The 23,115-nt window shown below is 62.0% G+C and carries 22 protein-coding genes; 20 read left to right on the forward strand and 2 right to left on the reverse strand.

Features of this window, described 5'->3' with window-relative positions:
* Positions 1 to 8: 8 nt before the first annotated feature.
* The 15 genes from EDC39_RS01275 (at position 9) to EDC39_RS01345 (ending at position 16,438) form a co-directional block, all read left to right on the forward strand.
* On the forward strand, positions 9 to 926 hold the full coding sequence (locus EDC39_RS01275) for a dihydroorotate dehydrogenase (RefSeq protein ID WP_148894603.1): 918 nt from the start codon (positions 9 to 11) through the stop codon (positions 924 to 926).
* Between the two features lie 69 nt (positions 927 to 995).
* Entirely contained in the window at positions 996 to 3,638 is a 2,643-nt protein-coding gene (locus tag EDC39_RS01280) for a CBS domain-containing protein (protein ID WP_148894281.1), read from the forward strand.
* An 80-nt stretch (positions 3,639 to 3,718) separates the two neighbouring features.
* Entirely contained in the window at positions 3,719 to 4,405 is a 687-nt protein-coding gene (locus EDC39_RS01285; RefSeq protein WP_246140148.1) for a site-2 protease family protein, read from the forward strand.
* Between the two features lie 6 nt (positions 4,406 to 4,411).
* The gene (locus tag EDC39_RS01290; protein ID WP_148894282.1) at positions 4,412 to 5,179 is read left to right on the forward strand and encodes a segregation and condensation protein A; all 768 of its coding nucleotides are present in this window, start codon (positions 4,412 to 4,414) and stop codon (positions 5,177 to 5,179) included.
* Positions 5,166 to 5,759, forward strand: a complete 594-nt coding sequence (gene scpB, locus EDC39_RS01295) for an SMC-Scp complex subunit ScpB (protein ID WP_148894283.1) — start codon at positions 5,166 to 5,168, stop codon at positions 5,757 to 5,759. Before EDC39_RS01290 ends, scpB begins: the two co-directional genes overlap by 14 nt.
* A gap of 24 nt (positions 5,760 to 5,783) precedes the next feature.
* Complete coding sequence (locus EDC39_RS01300) at positions 5,784 to 6,494, forward strand: pseudouridine synthase (RefSeq protein ID WP_148894284.1); 711 nt, start codon at positions 5,784 to 5,786, stop codon at positions 6,492 to 6,494.
* A 53-nt stretch (positions 6,495 to 6,547) separates the two neighbouring features.
* A complete protein-coding gene (locus tag EDC39_RS01305) occupies positions 6,548 to 7,942 on the forward strand; it encodes a glucose-6-phosphate isomerase (RefSeq protein ID WP_148894285.1) in 1,395 nt (464 codons plus the stop codon).
* Between the two features lie 151 nt (positions 7,943 to 8,093).
* On the forward strand, positions 8,094 to 10,466 hold the full coding sequence (locus tag EDC39_RS01310; protein WP_187426586.1) for a tetratricopeptide repeat protein: 2,373 nt from the start codon (positions 8,094 to 8,096) through the stop codon (positions 10,464 to 10,466).
* A 26-nt stretch (positions 10,467 to 10,492) separates the two neighbouring features.
* Positions 10,493 to 11,392 (forward strand): ExeA family protein, encoded by a 900-nt coding sequence (locus EDC39_RS01315; RefSeq protein WP_187426587.1) that lies wholly within the window; start codon positions 10,493 to 10,495, stop codon positions 11,390 to 11,392.
* Positions 11,393 to 11,451: 59 nt separating this feature from the next.
* Complete coding sequence (gene mutL, locus EDC39_RS01320; RefSeq protein WP_148894288.1) at positions 11,452 to 13,263, forward strand: DNA mismatch repair endonuclease MutL; 1,812 nt, start codon at positions 11,452 to 11,454, stop codon at positions 13,261 to 13,263.
* A 5-nt stretch (positions 13,264 to 13,268) separates the two neighbouring features.
* Entirely contained in the window at positions 13,269 to 14,198 is a 930-nt protein-coding gene (miaA, locus tag EDC39_RS01325; RefSeq protein WP_148894289.1) for a tRNA (adenosine(37)-N6)-dimethylallyltransferase MiaA, read from the forward strand.
* A 12-nt stretch (positions 14,199 to 14,210) separates the two neighbouring features.
* Positions 14,211 to 14,444 carry an RNA chaperone Hfq gene (hfq, locus tag EDC39_RS01330; protein WP_148894290.1) on the forward strand — a complete coding sequence of 78 codons (234 nt, stop codon included), beginning with the start codon at positions 14,211 to 14,213 and terminating at the stop codon, positions 14,442 to 14,444.
* Between the two features lie 151 nt (positions 14,445 to 14,595).
* Complete coding sequence (locus tag EDC39_RS01335; protein WP_148894291.1) at positions 14,596 to 15,384, forward strand: tetratricopeptide repeat protein; 789 nt, start codon at positions 14,596 to 14,598, stop codon at positions 15,382 to 15,384.
* Positions 15,385 to 15,399: 15 nt separating this feature from the next.
* Positions 15,400 to 15,753, forward strand: coding sequence for a CidA/LrgA family protein (locus EDC39_RS01340; protein WP_148894292.1), 354 nt, complete (start codon positions 15,400 to 15,402; stop codon positions 15,751 to 15,753).
* Complete coding sequence (locus tag EDC39_RS01345; RefSeq protein WP_148894293.1) at positions 15,743 to 16,438, forward strand: LrgB family protein; 696 nt, start codon at positions 15,743 to 15,745, stop codon at positions 16,436 to 16,438. The genes EDC39_RS01340 and EDC39_RS01345 overlap by 11 nt, the downstream gene beginning before the upstream one ends.
* A gap of 89 nt (positions 16,439 to 16,527) precedes the next feature.
* On the opposite strand, the gene EDC39_RS01350 is transcribed toward EDC39_RS01345, so the two are convergent.
* A complete protein-coding gene (locus tag EDC39_RS01350) occupies positions 16,528 to 16,806 on the reverse strand; it encodes a PxxKW family cysteine-rich protein (RefSeq protein WP_148894294.1) in 279 nt (92 codons plus the stop codon).
* Positions 16,807 to 16,953: 147 nt separating this feature from the next.
* Between EDC39_RS01350 and EDC39_RS01355 the strand changes: the two genes are divergently transcribed.
* On the forward strand, positions 16,954 to 17,250 hold the full coding sequence (locus EDC39_RS01355; protein WP_148894295.1) for a CxxCxxCC domain-containing protein: 297 nt from the start codon (positions 16,954 to 16,956) through the stop codon (positions 17,248 to 17,250).
* 144 nt (positions 17,251 to 17,394) lie between these two features.
* Entirely contained in the window at positions 17,395 to 18,819 is a 1,425-nt protein-coding gene (locus EDC39_RS01360; protein WP_148894296.1) for a phosphoglucomutase/phosphomannomutase family protein, read from the forward strand.
* Positions 18,820 to 18,909: 90 nt separating this feature from the next.
* Here the strand turns inward: EDC39_RS01360 and EDC39_RS01365 are convergent, their stop codons facing one another.
* The gene (locus EDC39_RS01365; protein ID WP_148894297.1) at positions 18,910 to 19,101 is read right to left on the reverse strand and encodes an FmdB family zinc ribbon protein; all 192 of its coding nucleotides are present in this window, start codon (positions 19,099 to 19,101) and stop codon (positions 18,910 to 18,912) included.
* Between the two features lie 331 nt (positions 19,102 to 19,432).
* Between EDC39_RS01365 and EDC39_RS01370 the strand changes: the two genes are divergently transcribed.
* Genes EDC39_RS01370 through EDC39_RS01380 form a run of 3 tightly spaced genes read left to right on the forward strand, consistent with a single transcriptional unit; the run spans position 19,433 to position 23,114 of the window.
* Positions 19,433 to 20,116, forward strand: a complete 684-nt coding sequence (locus EDC39_RS01370; RefSeq protein ID WP_148894298.1) for a PTS sugar transporter subunit IIA — start codon at positions 19,433 to 19,435, stop codon at positions 20,114 to 20,116.
* 44 nt (positions 20,117 to 20,160) lie between these two features.
* Positions 20,161 to 22,173, forward strand: a complete 2,013-nt coding sequence (gene hyfB / locus EDC39_RS01375; RefSeq protein ID WP_148894299.1) for a hydrogenase 4 subunit B — start codon at positions 20,161 to 20,163, stop codon at positions 22,171 to 22,173.
* Positions 22,170 to 23,114 carry a respiratory chain complex I subunit 1 family protein gene (locus EDC39_RS01380; RefSeq protein WP_148894300.1) on the forward strand — a complete coding sequence of 315 codons (945 nt, stop codon included), beginning with the start codon at positions 22,170 to 22,172 and terminating at the stop codon, positions 23,112 to 23,114. The genes hyfB and EDC39_RS01380 overlap by 4 nt, the downstream gene beginning before the upstream one ends.
* Position 23,115: the final 1 nt, after the last annotated feature.

Here is a 23,115-nt window from a genome sequence, read left to right on the forward strand (position 1 = left end):
CAAAAGAAATGAAGGTTTCCCTGGCCGTCGAGGTGGCCGGCATCCAGATGAAAAACCCGGTCATGCCGGCTTCAGGCACCTTCGGCTACGGCGAGGAATACGCACCCTATATCGACCTGAACAACCTGGGGGCCATCGTCACCAAGGGTCTGTCCCTGCGCCCCAAGGCGGGCAATCCGACGCCGCGCATCACCGAGACGGTCAGCGGCATGCTCAACGCCATCGGCCTGCAGAATGTCGGCGTCGACGCTTTCATCGAGCACAAAATGCCCTTTCTGCGCGAGCTCAACACGCCGGTCATCGCCAATTTCTTCGGCAACACCCTGGACGAGTACGGCGAGGTGGCGAGGCGGCTCGATGCCATTCCAGAGCTGGCTGGCGTCGAGCTGAACATCTCCTGTCCCAACGTCAAGCAGGGCGGGATTGTCTTTGGCACCGACCCCAAGGCGGCCTTCGACGCCGTCAACGTGGTGCGGAAAAATCTGCGGAAGCCGCTCATTGTCAAGCTCACGCCCAACGTGACCGATATCACCGAAATCGCCCGGGCGGCCGAGGATGCCGGTGCCGACGCCCTGAGCTGCATCAACACCATCACCGGCATGGCCATCGATGTCCGGACCCGCCGGCCGAAGATAGCCAACCGTACCGGCGGTCTGTCGGGGCCGGCCATCCGCCCGGTCGCGGTGCGCATGGTGCATCAGGTCGTGCAGGCGGTGAAGATTCCGGTCATCGGCGTCGGCGGCATCAGTACGGCCGAGGATGCGCTCGAATTTCTCATCGCCGGTGCCAGCGCGGTTCAGGTCGGCACGGCCAATTTTGTTGATCCCGACGCCATGCAGAAGGTGATCGACGGCCTGGAGCGTTTCTGCCTGGAGGAAGGTATCGGGGACATTCGCACGCTGATCGGCAGTCTGGAAGGGCAGTGACAAGTGCCCGGGTGACGAGTAACGCGTAAAACCCGTCGCTTGTCACCCGTCACTCGTCACCGATTTTACATGGAGATCATCACCACCCACGTCAACGCCGATTTCGACTGTCTCGGCGCCATGATCGCCGCCCGGAAGCTCTATCCGGAAGCGGAGATGGTCTTTCCCGGTTCGCGGGAGAGAAACCTGCGCGAGTTCTTTTTGCGCAGTACCGCCTACGCCTTCGATTTCAAGCGCCTGCGCGATATCGATCTGGCGGCGGTCGATCGCCTGATCCTGGTCGATGTCAGCCAGTCGGAGCGCATCGGTCCTTTCGGCGACCTTGCCCGCAATCCGCAGATACAGGTCCATATCTACGATCATCATCCCGCCGAATCCTCCGACCTTGAGGCCGAGCTGGCCGACATCCGCCCGGTCGGCTCGACGGTCACCGTCTTCTGCCAGATTTTCATGGAGCGCGGCATCCGGCCCGATCCGGAAGAAGCCACCCTGATGATGCTCGGACTCTACGAGGATACGGGCAGCCTGCAGTTCAGCAACATCACCCGCGCCGATTTCGAGGCGGCCGCCTTTCTGCACGAGTGCGGTGCCGTGATGCAGACGGTGAGCGAATTTCTCACCCAGGAGCTGACCGCCGAACAGGTCGATGTTCTGCACCAGCTGATCAAGAACCGCCAGGTGCTGAGCGTCAACGGCGTCGACATCTCCATCAGCCATGCGACCACCGCTCACTATGTCGGTGACCTGGCGGTGCTGGCGCACAAGCTCAAGGACATGGAAAACCTCGACGCCCTGATCATCGCCGCCCGGATGGAGGATCGGGTGTTCATGGTCGGCCGCTCGCGCATTCCCGAGGTGCATGTCGGCTCCATTCTCGAGGAATTCGGCGGCGGCGGGCATTCCTTCGCCGCTTCCGGCACCGTCAAGGGGCAGACCCTGGTGCAGATCCTCGACCGTCTGCCGGGTGTGCTGCAGCGGCAGGTCAATCCCCGCTGGCGGGCCGCGCAGCTGATGTCCTCGCCGGCCAAGACCATCGCCCCGACGCAGACCATCGCCGAGGCGCGCGATCTGCTCACCCGTTATCACATCAACGTGCTGCCGGTGGTCGAGCAGGGACGGGTCGTGGGGCTGATCAGCCGGCAGACCGCCGAAAGGGCGGCTTTTCACGGCCTGGAGCGCCGTCCGGTGGGCGATTACATGGAATCGGATTTTTCCGTCGCCGCGCCGGACAGTTCGCTGCAGTATCTGCAGGAGCTGATCGTCGACCGCAACCAGCGGCTGGTTCCCATCGTCGATGAAAGCGGACTGGTCGGGGTGCTGACCCGCACCGACCTGCTGCGCAAGCTGATCGAAATGGGTCGCATCGCCTCGAGCGGGCAGGACGCCGCCCGGGATCTTCCTGATACCTGGCTGAAGAAGAAGCAGCTTGCCCGCTTTCTGCGGGAAAGGCTGCCGAAACGGATTCACGATCTGCTGAGGGATTTCGGGCAGGTTGCCGACGATCTCGGTCTGAATCTTTTCGTCGTCGGCGGTTTTGTCCGTGACCTGTTGCTGCGTCAGGAGAATTTCGATATCGATCTGGTCGTCGAAGGGGACGGCATCGCCTTTGCCCGCCGCTGCGCCGAGCGCTTCGCCTGCCGTTTTCGCAGCCACGAAAAGTTCGGCACCGCCGTGATCATCTTCGAGGACGGCTTCAAGGTCGATGTCGCATCGGCGCGCATGGAATACTACAGTCGGCCGGCGGCTTTGCCGACGGTCGAATACGCCTCCATCAAGCTCGATCTGTTTCGGCGTGACTTCACCATCAACACCCTGGCCATCGCCCTGAACAGGGGTCGCTACGGCGAGCTGCTCGATTTTTTCGGCGGCCAGCGCGATCTCAAGGACAAGGCGATCCGCGTGCTGCACAATCTCAGTTTCGTCGAGGATCCGACCCGGGTTTTCCGTGCCGTCCGCTTCGAGCAGCGCCTTGGATTCCGCATCGGCCGGCCGACCGAACATCTGCTGCGCGGCGCCGTGCGCCAGGGTTTCGTCGAGCGGGTGGGGGGGAGCAGGCTCTTCCGTGAACTCGAACTGATCCTGCGCGAGCCGGATCCCTGGCCGGCGGTCGAAAGGCTGGCCTCTTTCGACCTGCTCAGGTTCGTTCATCCGCAACTGAAGCTGGACAAGACGCTCGCCCGCGTTTTTGCCGAGGCGAGCCGGGTCGTCCACTGGTACCAGCTTCTTTTTCTCGAGCGTCCCTGCCGCCCCTGGCTGATCTATTTTCTCTGCCTGACCTCGGCCCTGGGCAGAGAGGCGATGGCGGAGGCCTGCCGCCGACTCAACGTTCCCCCGCGGATTGCGCGGCTCGTCACCGAGGGCCGGGAAGAGGCCCTGGCCGTCCGGCAGCGGATGAGGCGATGGCGGCACAGAAAGAAGCCGCCGGCCGCCAGCGAAATCTACCGGCTTCTGCATCCTTTGGAACGGGATCTGGTGCTCTTTGTCATGTCGCTGGCCGAGGACGAGAGGATCAAGCAGTGGATCAGTCACTATTTCAACCACCTGGCCCAGGTGAAATGCGAGCTGGACGGGGACGATCTTCGCCAGCTCGGCATCCCGCCGGGCCCGGTCTACCGAGCGATTCTGGATGACCTGCTCAACGCCCGTCTCGACGGCCGTGTGACCGGCCGGGACGAGGAGCTGGCCTACGTCCGCAGGCGGCATCTTTCGTGACGGCACAATCGTTTCCCTTCATTGACTCGCCCTGACCCATCTGTTAAATAGGTGCGAATCCCTTGCTGGAAAGGTCTCAGGTGGAAACGCTTCTCGCCAAAATCTCCATTATGCTCGCCCCGGCGCTCTTTGCCGTTACCATGCACGAGGTCGGGCATGGCTGGGTGGCTGAAAAGATGGGGGACCCGACCGCCCGTCTGCTCGGCAGACTGACCCTGAATCCCTTCCGCCATCTCGACCCGATCGGTACCCTGGCCCTGTTCCTTTTCGGATTCGGCTGGGCCAGGCCGGTGCCGGTCAATTTCGGCAACATGCGCAACCCCCGCCAGGGCATGATCTGGGTGGCGCTGGCCGGACCGGCCGTCAATCTGCTGCTCGCCTGCCTGTCGGCGCTGCTGCTGCGCGGGCTGTTCATCGTCGGCAGCGAGCTGGTCGATGCCGGCACCCTGGTCGACAGGGTGCTGCAACCGCTGGCCCTGATGGTGGCCTCGAGCCTCTTCATCAACGTTCTGCTTGGCACCTTCAACCTGCTTCCGGTTCCTCCGCTCGACGGCGGCCGGGTTTTGTCCGGGCTGCTTCCCGAAAGGCAGGCGGCCTTTCTGGCCAAAATAGAGCCCTTTGGGTTCGTCATCGTTCTGCTGCTCATCTTCTATACCGATATCTGGAGACTGGTGCTCGGTCCCCTGATCTGGGGGATCGTGGCGGGACTTTCCGGGCCGGCAGCTCCCCTGGTGCACCAGATGGCGGGGATACTGGTCGGTCACTGAGGCCGTATGAAGCTCGACATCAAGCTGGAAAACTTCGAGGGTCCGCTCGATCTCCTGCTGCACCTGATCAAGCAGAACGAGATGGATATCTGGGATATCCAGATCACCCGGATAACCGAGCAGTACCTGGCGATTCTCGACGCCATGCAGAGTCTCAATCTCGATGTTGCCGGCGAGTTTCTGGTCATGGCCGCCACCCTGCTGCACATCAAGTCGAAGCTGTTGTTGCCCCAGTCCGAGTACGAGGAAGGGGAGGAAGAAGAGGAGGATCCGCGGGCCGAACTCGTCCGCCGCCTGCTCGAGTACCAGAAATACCGTGAGGCGGCTTTCGATCTGGACGACCGGGAGATCCTCGGTCGGGACGTCTTCGCCCGCAAGTTTACCCCGCCCGACCTGGACGGCGAGGAGGAGGACGAATTTTTCGAAGTCAGCCTCTACGACCTGGTGGAAGCGCTGCAGGACGTGCTGGCCAGGATGCCGAAGGAGGTGGTGCACGAGATCGGCTTCGAGACGATTTCCATCGCCGACCGGATCAATCACATCCTGGGACGGCTCAGCGGTCGGGAAAGCCTCGCTTTCATCGACCTTTTTTCCGAACGTCCGGCCCGCAACGATGTCATCGCCACCTTTCTGGCCATGCTCGAACTGGTCCGGCTCCGGACTATCCGGCTGATGCAGACCAGCAGGTGCGGAGAGATCTGGATTTTTCCCGTCGCCGATCCTGCCGAGGCGCTTTCGGTTCCCCTGGAGGATGAAAGTCTTGGATACCACTGAACTGACATCGCTGCTCGAGGCGCTGGTCTTCGTCTCCGACGTGCCGGTGCAGGCCGACAAGCTGGCCGAGACGCTTGAGCTGGACAAGGGCGTTGTCCGGTCCCGGCTCGAAGCTCTGGTCGAAGAGTACGACCGGCGCGATGGCGGCATCCGCTTGGTCTGTGTTGCCGGCGGTTACCAGTTCAGAACCGATGCCCGCTGGGCCGACTGGATCCGCCGGGCGAACAGGAACCGGCCGTTCCGCTTTTCGCGCGCCGCACTGGAATGTCTGGCGATCATCGCCTACCGGCAGCCGGTTACCCGCGGCGATGTCGAATACCTGCGCGGAGTCGATTCCGGCGGGGTGATCAAGACCCTGCTCGACAAGCGCCTCATCCGCATCCTGGGCAAGAAGGACGTGGCCGGCCGGCCGCTGATCTACGGCACCACCAGGGAGTTTCTCGAGGTTTTTGGTCTGCACAGCCTGAATGATCTGCCCACCCTGAAGGAGTTCAGCGAACTCGACCTCGATCTCGCCGATGCCACCGAGGCACCGGCGGGCGACGATGAAAGTGCGGGCGAGGACGATGCTGCCGGCTGAAAGACGCATGCGGGTTGCCGACGGGTGAAGCAACGGCTGCAGAAACTGATCGCCGCCGCCGGGTTGGCGTCGCGCCGGCAGGCGGAAAGCTGGATAGCCGCCGGGCGGGTTCGGGTCAACGGCCGGGTCGCCCGTCTGGGCGAACAGGCCGATCCCAGTCGGGATTGCATCGAAATCGACGGCCGGCCCCTGCCGCGCCGGGAACCGCCGATCTGCATCCTGCTCAACAAGCCCGCCGGCTGCCTGACGACGCGGCGTGATCCGCAGGGCAGACCGACGGTTTTCGATCTGGTCCGCGATGTACCGGTCCGGCTCTTCGCGGTGGGCCGGCTCGACTACAACACCGAGGGGTTGCTGCTGTTGACCAACGACGGCGCCCTGGCCCATCATCTCGCCCATCCCCGCCATGAAGTCGACAAGACCTACCTGGTCAGGGTGCGCGGCCGTCTGACGCCGCAGAAGATTCGCCAGCTGGAAAGCGGTGTCCGTCTGGAGGACGGCATGACCGCGCCGGCGCGCGTCCGCCCCGGGGCGCAAAGCGGCAGCCACCAGTGGTTCGAAATTACCATTCACGAGGGCCGCAACCGCCAGGTGCGACGGATGTGCCAGGCGGTCGGGCTGCCGGTCAGCCGCCTGCGCCGCATCCGCTTCGCCTTTCTCGACCTGGGCGATCTCGCGCCCGGACGCTGGCGCAAGCTTTCTCCCCAGGAGCTGGTCCGGTTGAAAAGTCTTTGAGTCTTGGCATACTTGCATGGATTGAAATCATTCCACCTGCTGGAGGGAATCCCATGACCATCCGTTTTGATTACACCTGCATGATGGCCGATGTTGTCGGCGAACGTTGCGGCATTGACCCGTCCGAGCTGGCGGCGCTTGAGGAGCGGGCCGCCGCCATCCATCGCGACCTGATGGCTCGCAAGGAAGGGGGCGAACTGCCGTTTTACGACCTGCCGTTCCAGGATCAGGTCGCCGGCGAGGTTCGGCGCCTGGCCGACGAGGTGGCCGAACGCTTCGATCACCTGGTGGTGCTCGGCATCGGCGGTTCGGCGTTGGGGACGCAGGCGCTGTTTCGGGCGCTGGCCCCCCTCTATCACAACCATCTGTCGCGCGAGCAGCGCCGCGGCAGGCCGACGCTGCACGTGCTTGACAATGTCGACCCCTGCGGCTTCGGCGAGGCGCTCGATCTGCTTGCGCCGGACAAGACCCTTTTCTGCGTCATCTCCAAATCGGGGTCTACGGTAGAGACCAGCGGCCAGTTTCTGGTCGCCCGACAGTGGTTGGCTCGGGCGGTCGGCGAACGCTGGAAGGAGCATGTCGTCGTCATCACCGATCCGGAAAAGGGAGGGCTTCGGGCGATGGCGAACGAGCAGGGCATCCGCTCCCTGTCGATTCCGCCGGGCGTCGGCGGCCGTTTTTCCGTTCTGACCCCGGTCGGTCTTTTCCCCCTGGCGGTTGCCGGTGTCGACATCGAGGCGCTGCTGGCCGGGGCGGCGCAGATGTCGGCGCGGGTGACCCGCCCCGGCCTGATGGACAATCCCGCCTATCTGAACGCGGCGCTGCAGTATCTCGCCTACCAGAAGGGGATGCGGATTTCGGTGATGATGCCCTACAGCGACCGCCTGAGGGATGTGGCCGACTGGTTCCGCCAGATCTGGGCGGAGAGCCTGGGCAAGAAAACCGCCCTGGACGGCCGCGAGGTTCATGTCGGGCCGACGCCGGTCAAGGCGCTGGGGACCACCGATCAGCACTCGCAGGTGCAGCTCTATATCGAGGGGCCTTTCGACAAGGTCATCACATTTCTGGTGGTGGAAGATTACGGACGCGATCTGCGCTTCGAACGCTGTGTCGAGGCGCCGCATCTCGATTTTCTGCATGGCAAGAGCATGGCCGAACTGATCCGGGCCGAACAGCAGGCGACCGCCGTGGCGCTGGTCAGGGCGGGGAGGCCGAACTGTTCCTTTATTCTTGACCGGATCAGTGCAGAGAACCTGGGCGGGCTGCTCTACCTGTTCGAGGTGCAGACCCTTTTCGCTGGTGGCCTGTTTGCCATCGACCCTCTCGACCAACCGGGGGTCGAGGCGGGCAAGGAGTACACCTACGGCCTGATGGAACGGCCCGGTTTTGCCGAGCGGAAAGAGGAGGTCGAAGCCTGGCTGTCCGGTGTAAACAGGCGTCAACTCTAACAAATCCTCCCGGTTCAGTCCTTGACAGTCCCGGCTGTGCTGGTTTAGATTCAAACTTTACTGAATATGTCCGTTTGCCATCCGGGTGAGTACCGTGTCCAATAAAGCCAAACTTCTTGCTTCCGCACAGAAAAACCTCCAGAAGGGTCAGTTGACCAAGGCGATCAGGGACTACCAGAAGATCGTCGAAATCGACCCCAAGGACATCCGCAACCGGCAGAAGCTGGCCGAGCTGCTCAGTCGGGCCAAACTGACCGAGGAGGCGCTGCAGGAGTATGAGGCGGTCGCCAAGTATTACGCCGAAAACGGTTTCTACCTGAAGGCGATCGCCGTCTACAAGCAGATGCAGCGCCTCGATCCGGCTCAGGTCCGCATCTATTACCGTCTGGCCGAGCTGAATGAAAAACAGGGCCTGATCGGCAACGCCTTGGCCGAGTACAAAAGTCTGGTCAGCTATTACGAGCAGAACCAGATGCCATCCGAGGCGATCAACGTCCTGCAGAAGATGAAGGACCTCGAGCCGGAGAACCTCAATGTGCTGGTCAAGATCGCCGAGGCCTATGCCCGCACGGGCATGAAGGACAAGTCGAGGGAAGAATTCCTCGAAGTCGTCAGCCGACTCAGAGAGAAGGGGGAATACCCCAAGATCCTCAAGCTCTGCGAGCTGCTTCTGCCCTTCTTTCCCGAAGATCCCGAAGCTTTGGCGGCCAGGGCCGAGGCCCTGATCCGGACCGGCGACCATGCCGGTGCCATCGAGATTCTCCAGCGGGTCACGGCCGGCAGCCCGGAACTGCCCTATTTCAAGCTTCTTGCCGAAGGATACAGGCAGGCGCAGGATTACGACCGGGAAGGCGAAGTCTGGCAGCGCGTTCTGGAGCTCGATCCCGAAGATCTGGAACATCGCCTGGCCCGGATTAGGGCCTGCATCGATGGCGGTCGTTACGAGGCCGCTCTCGACGAGCTGGAAGAATGGAAGGACAACTTCGTGCAGGCCGACATGACAGGCCAGGTCAAGAGTTGTTACGAGCGGCTGCACGAGGTGTTGCCCGAGGACGAGCGAATCGCCCGTACCCTGCGCGCCATCTACGAAATGACGGGCGAGGGGGACAAGCTCTTCGAGCTGATGGCCGACAGTGAGCAGACTGAAGGTTCGGCGACCTTCGGTGCCGATCTGGAAATACTCGAGGACGAACCGGTCGACGAGGCCTTGGCCGACCTCGAAGAGCTTGCCGCTGATGAGCTTGAGGAGATCGGCGAATCCGCCGGAGTGGATGCCGGGGGTGGTGCTGATGACGAACCGGCAGAGAGTCCAGAATCGGATGAAACGTCAGGGGAAGCGGGTCTTCAGACTTCGGAAGGCGAGGGCTCGGTGCCTGATGGCGATGCTGCCGGAGAGAGGATAGCCGATGCGGAGCCTGCCGGGGAGGCCGACGAGGTACCCCTGGAGTTTCTCGAGGAGGTGGCCGAAGAAGAACCCGAAGAGGCCGAGTCGGCAGCGGCCGAGTCTTTCAGCCTCGACGATTTGGCTGCCGACGGTGAGGAGATCGAGTTGGAACTCGAGCTGGAGCTGGAGCTCGATCTCGATGACGAGCCGGAGGCTGTCGCCTCTCCCCCCATGGCGGATGCCGCGGAAAATGCGGACGCCGGGCTGCAGTCGGCAACCGGGGCCGATGAAGACGCGGAAGCCCTCGTCGAGGCCGGTGTCGGTGAAGAAGAAGGGGGGGATGTGGCGGAGATTGCCGGTGAACAGAGTTTTGCGGACGAAACGGTCCGTTCCGAGCCGGCCGTCGAGGGCGAACCCGAACTTGTGGTCGAACCGGATGAAGAGTTCGACCCTGCTGCCATGCTCGAGGAAGCGGCCTTCTACCTGCAGCAGAAACTGTTCGACGAAGCCGAGAAGCTGTGCCGCAGCATCCTTGAAACCGATCCCGAAAATGCCGCCGCCCGGGCGCGTCTGGACGAAATCGGCGCTGCCCGGAGGGCGGCGGAAGAACCCGAGGCGGCTGCCGAGTCCGAACCGGAAGAAAGCTTCGACTGGGACGACGCCCTGAAGGAGATTCTTGGCGACAGCATTGGCACCATCGATGCGGAAGATGCCGAGTCGCACTACAACCTCGGCATTGCCTACAAGGAGATGGGGCTGATGGACGACGCCATCAAGGAATTCGATACCGCCATGGGCCATCCCTCGCGCCGGCTGTCGTCCCTTGCCCTGAAGGCTCTCTGTCTGGTAGAAAAAGGGGACTATCCGGCCGCCGAACAGACGCTCAGCTTCGGTCTGGCCTGCCCCGACCTGAACCGGGAAGAGCGGCTGAACCTGCTCTTCGAGATGGGCCAGCTCAAGGAACAGGTTGGGTCTTATGAAGAGGCTTTGGACTGGTTTCTCAAGGTAGCCGACGAGGACCATTTCTACCGGGATGTCGGGATCAAAATCCGCGGTCTTCGCCAGCGTCTTGGGCTTCCCGACAAAGGGCTTGAAGAGAATGCCGGCGTCGGCAGGCGTGGCAAAGTGACCTATCTCTAGCACAGCGGGATGAGGCCGCAGCAATCATGAGTTACCTGGAACACTTCGGTCTGGAAAGGGAGCCTTTTTCCAACGCCCCAGACGCCAAGTTCTATTTCAACTCCGAACAGCACAGTCAGGCGCTGCTGCGGTTGATGTACGCGGTCGACTCCAACAAGGGGTTGGCCGTGCTGGTCGGCGGCGTCGGTACGGGGAAGACCACCCTGGCCCGGCGCATGCTCGAGAATCTGCCGGAGGACAGATACGAGTCCTCGCTGCTGGTCATGGTCCATTCCGGCATCACCCAGGAATGGATTCTGACGCGCATCGCCATGCAGCTCGGGGTGCAGAATCCGGCCGACGATCGTCTCAGCCTGCTGAAACAGCTGTACGAGCGGCTGCTCGATATCGAAGCCGGCGGTCGCAAGGCGGTGGTTCTCATCGACGAGGCGCAGATGCTGGAATCGCGGGAGCTGATGGAGGAATTTCGCGGCCTGCTCAATCTCGAGATTCCCGGCAAGAAGCTGCTGAACATCATTTTCTTCGGGCTGCCCGAGGTCGAGGACTGCCTGCGGCTCGATGAACCGCTGGCGCAGCGGGTGGCGGTGAAGTACCACCTGAAATCGATGACCGTCGAAACGACGGCCGCCTACATCAAGCACCGTCTGCATGTGGCCAAGGCCCCGCGCATGCTCTTCGACGAGGAGATCATTCCGGAGATCTATCGCTATGCCGGCGGTGTGCCGAGGCTGATCAATACCATCTGCGACAACTGTCTGTTCGAAGCCTTTATGCGCAAGCTGCCCCGGGTCAACGGCCAGGTGCTGCAGTCGGTGGTGGGCGATCTCGGTCTGTTGCAGCAGTCGCTGATTCAGGCGTCCGCGCAAACAGTCGACGACGATCTGGACGAAATCGAAAGCATGCTTGACCGCCTCGAACAGAAATAGGCAACCGTCGAACGATTCGCGGCCGGGCCTCCGGCCGTTTCTTTTTTGCAGGGACAGCCATGTCCAGTCAGATTCGCATTCTCCCCGAACACCTCTGCAACAAGATCGCCGCCGGCGAGGTCATCGAGAGGCCGGCCTCCGTGGTCAAGGAGCTGGTGGAGAATTCCCTCGATGCCGGGGCGTCGGAAATCACGATCGAGGTGGAGAAAGGCGGCCGCAGGCTCATCCGCGTTATTGACGACGGCTGCGGCATGGGCCGGGAGGATGTCTTTCTCTGCCTGGAGCGTCATGCCACCAGCAAGATAGCCAGTGATGCCGACCTGTTCAGCCTGCGCACCCTCGGTTTTCGCGGTGAGGCCCTGCCGTCCATCGCTTCGGTCTCCCGCATGACTTTGCGATCGCGTCCGGCCGACAGCGAGGCGGGCATGGAGCTCGTCATCGAGGGAGGCGACATCAGAAGGGCCGAAGCCTGCGGCATGGCCGTGGGCACCTCCATCGAAGTCCGGGATCTCTTCTTCCGGATGCCAGCCCGGCGAAAATTCCTGCGCCGCGACGAAACCGAACTGTCGCACATCGGTGACGTGGTGACCAAGATCGCCCTGGCGCATCCCGCGGTGCAGTTCCGTCTTCTGCACCAGGGACGCAAGCTGGTCGATGTCCGCCGCAACGAGGATCTGCGTAGCCGGGTGACCGGCCTGCTGGGCCGCTCCCTGGCGGGGGAGTTGCTCGCGGTCGACTGCAGCGGCGCCGAGGGCAGGGTTCATGGTCTGGTTGGTCCGCCGCAGACCAGCCGCGCCACGACCGGCGCCATCTACACTTTCGTCAACGGGCGCACCATCCGTGACCGGGTGGTGCAGCATGCCGTCATGGAGGCCTACCGGACGCTGTTGCCCAAGGGACGCTACCCGGTGGTTGTCCTCTTTGTCGAGATCGATCCTGCCGAAGTCGACGTCAACGTTCATCCGACCAAGCACGAAGTGCGGTTTCGGCACCAGGCGCAGGTTCATGATTTCATCGCAGACGCCATCCGGAAGGTGCTGGGCGATTCGAGCTGGCTGCTGCAGGAGTCGCCGTCGCAGAACGAATCGTCTCCCTTGAATCCCCAGGGGCCGCCCTGGCGGACGCCGGCAGGAGGCGAGGTTGCCGAGCGCTGCCGGGAAGGTGTTCGCGAGTCGCTCGACCGTTACATGCAGCGGCGGACCGATGTCGCTCCGTCGGTGCCGGGATGCTCCCTGATCCGGATGCCGGAGAAGGAACCGGCAGACAATACGGCGGAAGCCGCCAACGGATTCTTTTCCGGTCTGCGCTATATCGGCCAGTATCATGACAGCTATCTGCTCTGCCAGGATGGAGACGACCTGATCCTGATCGATCAGCACGCCGCTCACGAAAGGGTCGGCTACGAACGGCTCAGGCAAGGGTGGCGGCGGGGAGAAATCGAGCGGCAGCAACTGCTTTTCCCACCAGTAATGGAATTCAGCCATGCCGAAGCCGACCTGGTCAAAAGTCACCTGGGACATTTTTCCGAGCTCGGTTTCGAGCTTGAACATTTCGGTGGCAACAGCTATGTGCTGAAAGCCATTCCCCAGATCCTGGCCCGGGACGACGCCGAGACGCTGGTGCGTGACGTCGTCGACGAACTCGGCCGTCTCGGCAGAAGCAGCCTGATCGACGAGGCCGTCGACCGGGTGTTGATTCGCATGGCCTGCCACAGCATGGTCAGGGCCAACCAGGCCCTGACGCCCGAACAGGTCAGGGCGCTGATGCGGCAGCTCGACAGCATCGACTTCAACGCCCAGTGCCCCCATGGGCGGCCGGTGATGCACCGGTTATCGCTGGCCGAGGTCGAGAAATTCTTTCATCGCAGCTGATGGACATGGCCGCAATCCTGCAACCATTGATCGTTGTCTGCGGTCCGACCGCCTGCGGCAAGACCGATCTCTGCCTGCGTCTGGCCGGGCATTTCGATCTGGAGATCGTCTCCGCCGATTCACGCCAGGTCTACCGGACGATGGATATCGGCACGGCGAAACCCGAGCCGGCAGTTCTGGAGCGGGTGCGGCATCACCTGGTCGATGTCGTCGATCCGGACGAGGACTTCACCGTGGCGCATTTTGTCGAGCAGGGAAGGCGGGCGATCGAAGGCATCCGTGCCGCGTCCAGGCTCCCCGTGCTGGCGGGGGGGACCGGGCTCTACATTCAGGCCCTGACCGAAGGTCTGGCCGACGTGCCGCCGGCCGATCCGGCGTTTCGGCAGAAGATGAAACGGCTGGCGCAGGAGCACGGAAACGAATGGCTTCTCGAACGGCTGAAGAGGGTCGATCCTGTGCTCGGGGCCAGGTTGCGGTCGGGGGATCAGGTGAGAATCATCCGCGCCCTCGAGGTTTTCGAACAGTGCGGCCGGCCCCTTTCGGAGATTCAGCGCCGGCACGGCTTTTCCGACCGGCCCTACCGGCTGCTCAAAATCGGGCTCGCCGTCGAGCGCGAGGAACTCTACCGACGAATTGAGCTTCGCACAGAGGCGATGTTCGCCGCCGGACTGGTCGACGAGGTGCGGGCTTTGCTCGATCGCGGCTATGATCCTGCGCTCAAGGCCCTGAATACCATTGGTTATCGGGAGGTGATCGGTTATCTGCAAGGCAGGCACAGCCTGCAGGAGGCGATCGAACGGGTCAAGCGCAACACCCGCCGCTATGCCAAACGACAGCTGACCTGGTTTCGCAGGGATGAATCGATAAATTGGGTTGACCCCGACCGAGAGTTTGCTAAAATCACAGAGTTAATTGCCAAATTCAATGTTCCCTAAAAAGGAGTGGACATGCCTAAGACACCGTTCAACATCCAGGATCAGTATCTCAACCAGGCGCGCAAGGAGCGGGTTCGGGTCGAGGTTTGCATGATGTCCGGCGACAAACTCGAAGGTTTCATCAAATCCTTCGACAGCTTCTGCGTCCTGGTCGACAGTGGCGGCGATATCCTGCTCTACAAGCACGCCATCTCGTCCATCACCTCGGCGGACGGCAGCTTCCGGCTGCATGGCGGCCGGGACTAGACCGTCTTTCCAGTCAAGATTCGCATGACAGCAGGTCCCCGGGGCGATCCCGTCCGGGGACCTGTTTGTTTTTTGCGCGGATGCCTTCAGCCGGGCAGAGAGTGTCAGACATTGGCGGCCGGTGCTGGCCGCCGTGAAGGGGGAGGTAACGATGAAGGAAGATGTCGGCAGATTGCGGGAACAGGGCCAGTTGGCGCTGGAACAGGGGCAGGCCGGAAAAGCGGTCGCCTGTCTGGAAAAGGCCAGGGAACTGGCGCCGGACGACCTGGAGGTCAGGCATCTTTTGATCGAGGCTCTGCAGGAGGCGGGGCGGTTCGATTGGGCCGAGGCCGAAATCGAGCAGACGCTGTCTTTGGCCCCCGGCGATTTTTCGCTGCTGTTGAGCAAGGGAGATCTGCTGTTCGCCCGCGGGCGGATCGACGAGGCACGCGACTGCTACCGGCAGGCGGTCGAAGGCGGCGAACAGGCCGCGGACGCCTGGGTCAGCCTGGCCCTGACCTGGTATCACCAGGGAGATATCGGCCAGGCGCGCGACTGTTGCCAAAAGGCGCTCGAGCTCGAGCCGGATTCGGTTTTCGCCCTTAACTGCATGGGGGACATTCTGGCGGCCGAGGGGGATGTCGACGGCGCGCGCCGTTCCTACGAGCGGGTGGTCGATCTCGAGCCGGACGACCCGCAGGCGCACTACAGCCTCGCCGAACTGATGTACGACCAGGGGGAGCTGCAGGCGGCCGAGAGGAAATGCCGGCAGGTTCTCGGACTCGATCCGGCGTTCGCTTTCGCCTGGCTGACGCTCGGCAATATCTATCTCGACCAGGAACAGCCGCGCGAGGCGATTCACGCTTTCAGCAAGTTTCTCGAGCTGGAAAAGGGCGAGCAGGCCGCCCAGGCCCGGGATGAGGTCAAGGCGGTGATCGAGGGGCTCAGGGCCGAACTCTGACTGCGGGAGGAAAGCATGGTTAGAGGTCTGGCGTTGCTGCTCGGATTTCAGCTGCTTGGTGAGCTGATCAGCCGGCTGACCGGCATTCCCATTCCCGGCAATGTCATCGGCATGGCACTGATGCTGGCGGCGCTCGGTTCCGGTCTGGTGCGCCTGGCCTGGGTCGAAGAGGCTGCCGAGCTGCTGTTGTCGCACCTGGCCCTGTTCTTCATTCCCGCCGGTGTCGGCGTCATGGTCTACGGCAAGCTGATCGCCAGGGAGTGGTTGCCGATTTCGGTGGCCACCGTCGTCAGCACCTTTGTCGTCATGGCGGTGACCGGAAAGGTGGCGCAGCGACTCGAAAAGGGGGAGAGGCAGGATGCTGAATGAGCTGATCGCGACCCCCCTGTTCGGGGTCTTTCTCACCCTGGCGGCCTATGCGCTGGCCCAGATTCTCTACCGGCGGACCGGCAGTATCTTCTTCAATCCGGTGGCCCTGTCGATCTCGGGCATCATCCTCTTTCTGCTTGCGAGCGGCATTCCCTATGACGCCTACGCTGTCGGCGGTCGTTACGTTCTCTTTCTGCTAGGACCGTCGGTGGTCGCTCTCGCCGTGCCCCTTTATGTCCGTCGACAGGAGATCTGGAAACGCCGGGGGCCGATTTCGGTCGGCATCTTCGCTGGCGCGGTCAGTTCGGTGGTTTCGGCCTCGGGGCTGGCCTGGCTGCTGGGCGGAAGCCGGGATGTCGTGCTTTCGCTGGCCCCCAAGTCGGTGACCACGCCGATCGCCATCAGCATCGTCGAAAAGATCGGCGGCATCGCCCCTCTGACCGCGGCGCTGGTGGTTCTCACCGGTTGCCTCGGAGCGATCTGCGGTCCGGAATTCTGTCGCTTCATCGGCATCCGTAGCGAGGTGGCGACCGGGCTGGCGGTCGGTACCGCGTCGCATGGCATCGGTACCGCCCGGATGCTCGAGGTCAGCGAACTGGGCGGCGCCGTGGCGGGGCTGGCGATCGGCCTGAACGGGCTGGTGACTGCCTTTCTGCTGCCGCTGCTCTTCGTTCTGGCACGCTAGGAGGGGGTCGGTGTTTTTTGATGCCGGCAAAGAAAAAGGCAGAAGCCCTGCGGCTTCTGCCTTTTGGTCGATGGGAATTTTTCCGGAACTTATCTGCCGCCGCGCTTGGACGCCTTGAGCGGGTTGATGCGCTGTTCGACCAGCTTCTTCTCCACCTTCTTGTGGGTCGCGAAATTGCAGATGTTGACAGCCCACTTCTGGGCGGGAGAAGGAGCGACGGAGCAGACCTTGCCGATCTTGCTTTCGACGATACGCTCACAACCTTCGCATTGCTCGACGATCGGCTGGCATGAGTTCCCTTCGAAGGTGCAGCCGTTCTTTCTCCAGAAGGTGCACTCGACACCGGGCTGAACTGTCTGACACTGCATGGTGGCAAATCTCCTTGAACGTTCTGTTGGGATCGTTGTCATTAACTCAAAGACGGTATTAAATAACCGAACCGGCAGCCGATGTCAATGTATTTTCGCATTTTTTGCCTTGACCCTCATGTCGGCCGGGACTAATCTGCCCGCGTCATGAAAGAACGTCCCGCTCCGCAATCACCCGTCTGGGAAGCGCTCTGCGAGCGTTGCGGCCGCTGCTGCTTCGAAAAGATCGAATATGAAGGGGAGGTCTACTATACCGATCGCCCCTGTCCCCACCTCGATCCCGAAACCCGGCTTTGCAGGGTCTATGACCAGCGGCACCGGATTCATCCCGAATGCGTTCCCCTCGATGAAACGATTCTCGATATGGGCGTCCTGCCCGGCGACTGTCCCTACGTCCGCGGACGCACCGGCGTCAAGCATCCCCGGCTGTGGGACGAGGACTGAAGCCGTCCGTCGCGTTCTGTTTGCTGCCGTCGAGGCTTTCATATTTTCTGTCAGCTGGTATTGTTTTTGGCGCAGGGCATGAACTGATTGTTGCCAGCGTCATGTCCCTGCAGGGTGTTGCAAATGAATCCCAGGAGGAAAATCATGTCGCAGATCAAGTTTGGAACTTCCGGCTGGAGAGGCGTCATCGCCGAGGATTTCACCTTTGAACGGGCACGTGTCGTTTGCCAGGCCATCGCCGACTACCTGCACGACGAAGGGGTGGCGGAGGGCGGTGTCGTCATCGGTTACGACACGCGGTTTCTCGGCAGGCGTTTTGCCGAAGAAGCGGCGCGGGTACTCACCGGTTCGGGGATCCGGGTTTTTCTCTGCGACCGGGATACGCCGACTCCGGTCATCGCCCACGAGATTCTCAGGCGCCGGGCGGCCGGCGCCATCAATTTCACCGCCAGCCACAACCCGGGAGAATACAACGGGCTCAAGTTCTCTACGGCCTGGGGCGGTCCGGCTCTGCCGGAAACGACACGCGACATCGAGCAGCGGGCCAACAGTATGCTTGGCGAGATGACCTATCGCGAGCTGACCTTCGGCCAGGCGCGCCAGCAGGGACTGCTGAAGGATATCGACCCGGGGGAGAGCTACCGCGATAAGCTGCGCGATCTCATCGATTTTCGCGCCATCCACAGCGCCGGCATGCGTGTGGCGGTCAACCCGCTGTACGGGACCGGCCGCGGTTATCTCGACCGTCTGCTGCTTGAGGCCGGCGTCGCCGTGGCCACGGTCAACGGTCAGCCCGATCCCTGTTTCGGCGGCTTTCCTCCCGAACCGGCGGAAGAGAACATCCAGGATTTCATTCAGCTGGTCAGGGACGACGAGGGTATCACCCTCGGTCTGGCAACCGACGGTGACGCCGACCGCTTCGGTATTCTCGACGCTGACGGCAGCTATATCCAGCCCAACTACGTTCTGGCGCTGCTGGCCGATTATCTGTTGTCCGTCAGAGAGGAGAAGGGAGCGCTGGCGCGTTCGGTGGCGACTTCGCATTTTCTCGACGCAGTCGCCGCCTGTCACGGTCAGGAGCTGCTCGAAACCCCGGTCGGGTTCAAATATATCGGCGAATACATCCGGGACGACCGCATCCTCATCGGCGGCGAGGAGAGCGCCGGTCTCTCCATTCGCGGCCACGTCCCGGACAAGGACGGGATTCTGGCCTGCCTGCTGGTGGCGGAGATGGTGGCACGCACCGGCAAGTCGCTCAAGCAGCTTCTTGACGCGCTGTACCGCAAGGTCGGGACCTTTCATACCCGACGGATCAACCTGCAGCTGACCTCCGGTCTCGAGGCCGCCTATGCCGACAAGGTGGCTGCGACTCCGGACAGCATCGCCGGCCGCCGGATTACGGACGTGGTGACGGTCGACGGCACCAAGTTTCTGCTTGAAAACGGTTGCTGGGTGCTGTTCCGCAAGTCGGGCACCGAGCCGGTTGTCCGGGTCTACGCCGAAGCGTCGACTGAAGATGAGCTGAACGAAATCCTTCAGGCGGCAAAAGGGTTTATCCTCGAAAACTGAATGTGGATTGCAAAAGGCAACGAAGAAAAGGGGCGCCGTCGGCGCCCCTTCGATTTTTCATGACCGACGCACGGCCGGTCCGAGTCAGGCTCAGGTAAAGCCTGTGCTGCCGCCCCCGCAGGAGTTGCCGCCGCCGGCGCCGCCCAGCGCGGCCGCCGGCACGGACACCGCGCGGGTCGCGGTTTCGCCGCAGATCGGGCAGGGATGCTCGAGTGCGCCGCTTCGGCTCAGTTTCTCGAATTTTTCTCGGCATTTGGCACAGTAGAATTCGTAGATCGGCATCGTGATTCCTCCCGTTTTCGTGTTTGACGGCGAAAGTCGTCTGTCTGTTTTTCTCTTCGCGTCTTGGCTGCCTGCGTTTGCAGCTTCCGTCCTTTCCGCCGTCTCTGGGCTGTCGAACATGCTCTTTTGCCCTTGAATTCCTTTGGGTTTCTGCCCCCAAGGATGGGCCTGCTTTTTCTTATTCAATAATTGCAATTCTTGGATAAGTGAGGGGACAAGTCAAGGGGGCTGTTCTGGTGCAGGATCGTGTTGGGGATGGTGCTTGACATTTTTTGAAAAAGTCAAATAATGTCCAAAATTGTCCAATCAAGAGTAAAAAGCGGGGAATTTAATGAATCTGTCGGTCAAGGATGCCTCGGCACTGCTGACGGTATCGGAAAAAACCATCTATCGCTGGATTCAGCAGGGCGCAATACCGGTTTACAAGGTCCGTGGCAGTTACAGGTTCAACCGGGCCGAGCTTATCGAATGGGCGACCTCCCGTCGCATCGGCATTTCCGCCGACGCCCATGCCGAACCGGAAGAAGATGCCCGCCCCTTGCCTCAACTGCGGGATGCGCTGGAAGCCGGCGGCATTATCTACCGGCTGGAGGGCCGGAACCGGGACGAGGTCTTGCGATCCCTGGTGAGAGATTTGCGGCTGCCGGAAGAGGTCGACCGCCATTACCTGCAGCAGGTTCTGATCGCCCGTGAAAACCTGGCTTCAACGGCATGCGGCGATGGCGTGGCCCTGCCGCATCCGCGCAGTCCCGGCCTGCTCAACCTGAATCGGCCGACCCTGACCCTGGCCTTTCTCGAACATCCGGTCGATTTCGGTGCGCTCGACGGGTTGCCGGTCAGGGTTCTTTTCGTGCCGCTTGCGCCGACACTGCGTGCTCATCTGCATCTTTTGCGTCAGGTGGCGCATGTGCTGCACGATCCGCAGGTTCGTGAAGTCCTTGGGCGGCAGGGGAGCAGGGAAGAAATATTCGCGGTTCTGGAACGAAGCGCCGGGACGCGAACCGAAACGCGATAGGGTCTTGCCGGCGCATTTTTCCTCTCAGGGAGGTTATGGAGATCATGTCAATGTCTTATGCCTATGTTGCCGTTGTCGCCGCCCTGTTGTCGGGACTGTTGCCGCTGCTCTGGCCACGCAACGGCATGGCCGTCAAAATGACGGCTTTTCCTCTGTTGGGCATCTCTGGCCTTGCTGGTGTCATCAGCGGGGTCACTGCGCTGGCCGGAGGAAAGGGGGGGCGTGACATTCTTCCGGTCGGGCTGCCCTGGCTGAATTGTCACCTGCGCCTCGACGCGCTTTCCGGGTTTTTTCTGGCCGTGGTCAGTCTGGTTGCCCTGGTGGCGGCCATTTACGGACCAGCCTATGTCCGGGAGTATGAGGAGGGGCCGCAGCCGTTGCTGCCGCTGACCCTCTTCACCGGGCTGTTTGTTGCCGGCATGGATATCGTGTTGCTGGCAGCCGATGCCTTTTCTTTCATGATCGGCTGGGAAATGATGTCGGTGACCAGCTATTTTCTGGTCGCCTACCAGCATCAGCATGAGGTCAACCGGCAGGCTGCCTTCATCTATCTGCTGATGGCACAGGTCGGCGGGCTGTTCATCCTGCTTGGCTACGGGGTGCTGGCGGGATTCGGGCAGGGGTTCGACTTCACCCACATGGCCCGAGCCCAGCTCTCGGACGGCTGGAGTACAGTTGCCTTTCTGTTGGCCTTCATCGGTTTCGGCATGAAGGCCGGCGTGGTGCCACTGCATGTCTGGCTGCCCCAGGCCCATCCGGTTGCGCCGAGTCACGTTTCGGCGCTGATGTCCGGCGTCATGCTCAAGGTGGCGGTCTACGGTTTTATCCGCTTCACCTACCATCTGCTCGGCGGCATTCACTGGCAATGGGGGGCGCTGGCTCTGTTTGTCGGCAGCTCTTCGGCGGTGCTCGGCGTTCTTTACGCCCTGATGCAGCACGACCTGAAGCGCCTGCTCGCCTACCATAGCGTCGAGAACATCGGCATCATCTACATTGGCCTTGGTCTGTCGATGATTTTTGCCGGGACCGGCCATCCGGCCCTGGCGGCACTGGGTCTGGTCGCGGCGCTCTACCACTGCCTCAATCATGCGTTGTTCAAAAGCCTGCTCTTCTTTGGCGCCGGTGTCATTTTGCAGCAGAGCCATGAACATGATCTGGAAAAGATGGGCGGTCTGATTCGCCGATTGCCGGTCACCGCAACCTGTTTTCTGATCGGTTGCATCAGTATATCGGCACTGCCGCCATTCAACGGCTTCGTCTCCGAGTGGCTGACCTTTCAGACTGCATTGCAGGGGCCGGTTTTGACCAACAACATTCTGGCGGCCCTGATTCCTGTGGCCGCCGCGGTTCTCGCCCTGACAGGCGCCCTGGCGGCCGCCTGCTTTGTCAAGGTGTACGGCGTCTGTTTTCTTGGCCTGCCCCGCAGTGAAAACTGTGCCTCGGCCCGGGAAACCGGACAAGGTCCGCTGCTGGGACAGATCCTTCTGGCACTGCTCTGTCTGTTTTTCGGCGTGTTGCCCTCCTGGACCGTTGGCCGGCTGGAGCATGTTGCGCGGCTCTTCTTTCCCGGCGGCATGCCGGAGACCACCGCTCACGGCTGGCTCTGGCTGACACCGGTTGCTCCACATGTAGCGTCCTATGGTGCGCCGATGGTGCTGCTGGGGGTAGGTCTGGCCTGGCTGCTGTCCTGGCTCTGGGTGCATCCGCGGCGGCGGAAAACGCCAGTGCGGATCGGCTCTGCCTGGGATTGCGGCTTCGGCCCGCTGAATGCCCGCATGCAGTACACGGCGACGGCCTTCACCATGCCGATACGTCGCATCTTCCGGCCGGTGTGGCCGATCGAGGAATCATTCCAGGAATCCGCGACGGGATCGCCCGGTGGGCGTTACCGGCTGAAGATCGGCGACTGGGCCTGGCTGAAATTCTATGAACCGATCGGTCGCCTGCTGCTGGCCGGCGCACGGCGGCTGGCGATGATTCAGGGAGGCAATATCCGCACCTATCTCGCCTATTCCTTTTTTACCTTGCTCGTTCTGTTGCTGGTGGTGTCGTTATGAAAGGCTGGGTGCTCGCCATCATCCAGACCGGTCTGCTGGTTTTCGGCGCTCCTTTTCTGACCGGCTGGGTCAAGTGGATCAAGTGCAAGCTGCAGTCCCGGCAGGGACCGCCTCCCTGGCAGCCCTATCGCGATCTGGTGCGTCTGTTCGGCAAGGAAGTGGTGGTTGCGGAGAGCGCCAGTCCGATCTTTCGCATCGCGCCCTACGTGGTCTTTAGCATCACCGCGCTGGCCTGCTCGGTGGTGCCGATGGTGGCAATCGGCTTGCCGACCGCGGCCATTGCCGACGTCATCGTCCTGGTCGGCTTTTTCGCGCTTGGACGTTTCTTTCTGGCCCTGGCCGGGATGGATGTCGGCACCGCCTTCGGCGGCATGGGATCGTCGCGCGAGATGACCATTGCCTCGCTGGCCGAACCGGCGATGCTGATGGGGGTCTTTACCCTGGCGATGACCGTGCACAGCACCAACCTGGCCACGATGATCGGCTACCTGATCGCGCAACCCTTTCAGCTCTATCCTTCGTTCGTATTTGCCGCCATGGGCCTGGTGCTGGTGGCGGTGGCCGAAACCGGCCGTATCCCGGTCGACAACCCCGCCACCCATCTGGAACTGACCATGGTCCACGAGGCGATGATTCTCGAATACAGCGGTCGCCACCTGGCGCTGATGGAGTGGGGGGCGATGCTGAAGCTGATGATCTACAGCGTTCTGCTGGTCAACCTCTTCTGCCCCTGGGGCGTGGCGAACGACTTCACGCCACTGCCGTTGCTGCTGGGTCTGGCGGTGATCACCGGCAAGCTTCTGCTGCTGGGGACGGCTTTGGCCGTGGCCGAAACCGGGCTGGCCAAGATGCGCCTCTTCCGGGTGCCGCAATACCTCGGCCTGGCTTTCATTCTCTGCCTGCTCGGCATGCTCAGCCACGTGATTCTGGAGGTGAACTGAT

It is taken from the genome of Geothermobacter ehrlichii (genome assembly GCF_008124615.1).
GTDB lineage: Bacteria > Desulfobacterota > Desulfuromonadia > Desulfuromonadales > Geothermobacteraceae > Geothermobacter > Geothermobacter ehrlichii.

Bases quoted from the DNA above. Each gene is read 5' to 3' on its own strand.
- EDC39_RS01365 (WP_148894297.1), bottom strand. From the start codon at position 19,101: ATGCCGATCTACGAATTCTACTGTGCCAAATGCCGAGAAAAATTCGAG.
- EDC39_RS01345 (WP_148894293.1), top strand. From the start codon at position 15,743: ATGCTGAATGAGCTGATCGCGACCCCCCTGTTCGGGGTCTTTCTCACC.
- EDC39_RS01355 (WP_148894295.1), top strand. From the start codon at position 16,954: ATGAAAGAACGTCCCGCTCCGCAATCACCCGTCTGGGAAGCGCTCTGC.
- EDC39_RS01335 (WP_148894291.1), top strand. From the start codon at position 14,596: ATGAAGGAAGATGTCGGCAGATTGCGGGAACAGGGCCAGTTGGCGCTG.
- EDC39_RS01370 (WP_148894298.1), top strand. From the start codon at position 19,433: ATGAATCTGTCGGTCAAGGATGCCTCGGCACTGCTGACGGTATCGGAA.
- EDC39_RS01280 (WP_148894281.1), top strand. From the start codon at position 996: ATGGAGATCATCACCACCCACGTCAACGCCGATTTCGACTGTCTCGGC.
- mutL (WP_148894288.1), top strand. From the start codon at position 11,452: ATGTCCAGTCAGATTCGCATTCTCCCCGAACACCTCTGCAACAAGATC.
- EDC39_RS01290 (WP_148894282.1), top strand. From the start codon at position 4,412: ATGAAGCTCGACATCAAGCTGGAAAACTTCGAGGGTCCGCTCGATCTC.
- hfq (WP_148894290.1), top strand. From the start codon at position 14,211: ATGCCTAAGACACCGTTCAACATCCAGGATCAGTATCTCAACCAGGCG.
- EDC39_RS01305 (WP_148894285.1), top strand. From the start codon at position 6,548: ATGACCATCCGTTTTGATTACACCTGCATGATGGCCGATGTTGTCGGC.
- hyfB (WP_148894299.1), top strand. From the start codon at position 20,161: ATGTCAATGTCTTATGCCTATGTTGCCGTTGTCGCCGCCCTGTTGTCG.
- miaA (WP_148894289.1), top strand. From the start codon at position 13,269: ATGGCCGCAATCCTGCAACCATTGATCGTTGTCTGCGGTCCGACCGCC.
- EDC39_RS01315 (WP_187426587.1), top strand. From the start codon at position 10,493: ATGAGTTACCTGGAACACTTCGGTCTGGAAAGGGAGCCTTTTTCCAAC.
- EDC39_RS01350 (WP_148894294.1), bottom strand. From the start codon at position 16,806: ATGCAGTGTCAGACAGTTCAGCCCGGTGTCGAGTGCACCTTCTGGAGA.
- EDC39_RS01275 (WP_148894603.1), top strand. From the start codon at position 9: ATGAAGGTTTCCCTGGCCGTCGAGGTGGCCGGCATCCAGATGAAAAAC.
- EDC39_RS01360 (WP_148894296.1), top strand. From the start codon at position 17,395: ATGTCGCAGATCAAGTTTGGAACTTCCGGCTGGAGAGGCGTCATCGCC.
- EDC39_RS01380 (WP_148894300.1), top strand. From the start codon at position 22,170: ATGAAAGGCTGGGTGCTCGCCATCATCCAGACCGGTCTGCTGGTTTTC.
- EDC39_RS01340 (WP_148894292.1), top strand. From the start codon at position 15,400: ATGGTTAGAGGTCTGGCGTTGCTGCTCGGATTTCAGCTGCTTGGTGAG.